The sequence below is a fragment of the Nocardiopsis trehalosi NBRC 14201 genome (assembly GCF_001552555.1).
Taxonomy (GTDB): Bacteria; Actinomycetota; Actinomycetes; order Streptosporangiales; family Streptosporangiaceae; genus Nocardiopsis_B; species Nocardiopsis_B trehalosi.
The window spans coordinates 1-1,213 of record NZ_BCRK01000356.1 but is presented as its reverse complement, the minus strand read 5'-3'; the positions used below and the strand labels follow the sequence as shown (position 1 = coordinate 1,213).

Annotated in this window: 3 protein-coding genes; 1 reads left to right on the top strand and 2 read right to left on the bottom strand. The window is 78.9% G+C overall.

The features are described 5' to 3' along the window. Nucleotides 1-68 precede the first annotated feature (68 nt). Nucleotides 69-323, bottom strand: coding sequence for a hypothetical protein (locus NT8_RS28110; RefSeq protein WP_157516014.1), 255 nt, complete (start codon nucleotides 321-323; stop codon nucleotides 69-71). Between NT8_RS28110 and NT8_RS29685 the strand changes: the two genes are divergently transcribed. Next, the gene (locus NT8_RS29685) at nucleotides 322-534 is read left to right on the top strand and encodes a hypothetical protein (protein ID WP_157516013.1); all 213 of its coding nucleotides are present in this window, start codon (nucleotides 322-324) and stop codon (nucleotides 532-534) included. The genes NT8_RS28110 and NT8_RS29685 overlap by 2 nt on opposite strands. A 37-nt stretch (nucleotides 535-571) precedes the next feature. Here NT8_RS29685 and NT8_RS29680 read toward each other — a convergent pair whose 3' ends face one another. Continuing rightward, entirely contained in the window at nucleotides 572-1,018 is a 447-nt protein-coding gene (locus tag NT8_RS29680; protein WP_157516012.1) for a hypothetical protein, read from the bottom strand. Nucleotides 1,019-1,213: the final 195 nt, after the last annotated feature.

The window sequence follows — 1,213 nt, the reverse complement described above, 5'->3', positions numbered from 1 at the left end:
GGCGGGGCCGGGGACCGCCGAGGGACGCCGGGGCGCCCGCGCGGGCGCCCCGGCACCGGTCGGCCGGGTCAGTCCCCACTGCCGGAGAGGCCGCGGCGGACCTCGCCGATCTCCGTCCGCAGCCGGGCGTCCGGCTCCTCGGCCTCCGCGCGGCGCAGCAGCGCGTCCGCGTCGGCCGGGGCGCGGCCCGGCGGCCACGCGCGCAGCACGGCGAGCGCGCCCCGCCGGGACCACGGGGCGCCGCTGCGCAGCCCCGCCCGGACCAGCGGCCAGGCGGCCTCGGGCTCGCGGACGGCCTCGCCGAGAACGACCTCCAGTGCCATGCCCGCCGCCCCCGCCTCGGCCCACCAGGCCGGCGGCCACCCGACCGCGGCCGCCGAAGCGACCGCGGCGTCGTGGCGGCTGGCGTACACGTTCTCGACCGACGCCAAGTGCGCGAACACCGGACACGAGGGCGTCGCCAAAGGCCGGTGGAGCTCCTGGTACTGCCAGCCGACCCACGACATGACGAGGTTCGAACTCTGGGTGCAGTGATGCGTCCGCCAGGGGTCCGGCGGCCCCCTGGCGGGGATCAGTCGTACTCGTAGGCGATGACGTGCACCGACGCGTGGTCGTCCTCGGGGTAGAGGACGAGGATCTCGCGTTGGACCGGGCCCGCTTCGGCGGAGATCCCGCGGCAGGTGGTGGCGCCGTCGACCGTGTCCGCGCCGGCGGCGAAGGCCTCGCGCTCCTCCTCGGTGGGGCCCTCGGGGTCGTGGTACACGTCGAGGCCGTCGGCGGCGCAGAAGGCGTCGGCGGCTGCCCTGTCGGTGCGGAAGGAGGCGGTCATCCGCCGGCGGTCGTCGCCGGTGGTGTCCTCGGTGACGTCGATGTCCTCGGCGGTCTCCGGCGGGGTCAGGCCGGTGAAGTCGGCGAGTCGCTCGACCGGGGAGCCGGTCGGCGAGGGTTCGGGCGCGGGTGTGGGATCGGGGTCGGGACCGCACGCGGTGAGGGCGGCGGCCGCGAGGGCGAGCAGCACGGCGGCGGCCGTGCCGGCGCGGGTGGCGCTCCGTCGGCTGCGCGTGCGGGCGGCGGTCCGGCCGCCGGATGTACGGGTGGGGGGCCGGTCGTCGGACGCAGGGGCGGTGGGGTCGCCGCCGGGTGTGCGGACGGTGGTCCGGCCGCCGGGCGTGCGGGGGGTCGGGTGCCGGGGGGTGTGGCGGGGGGGGGGGGG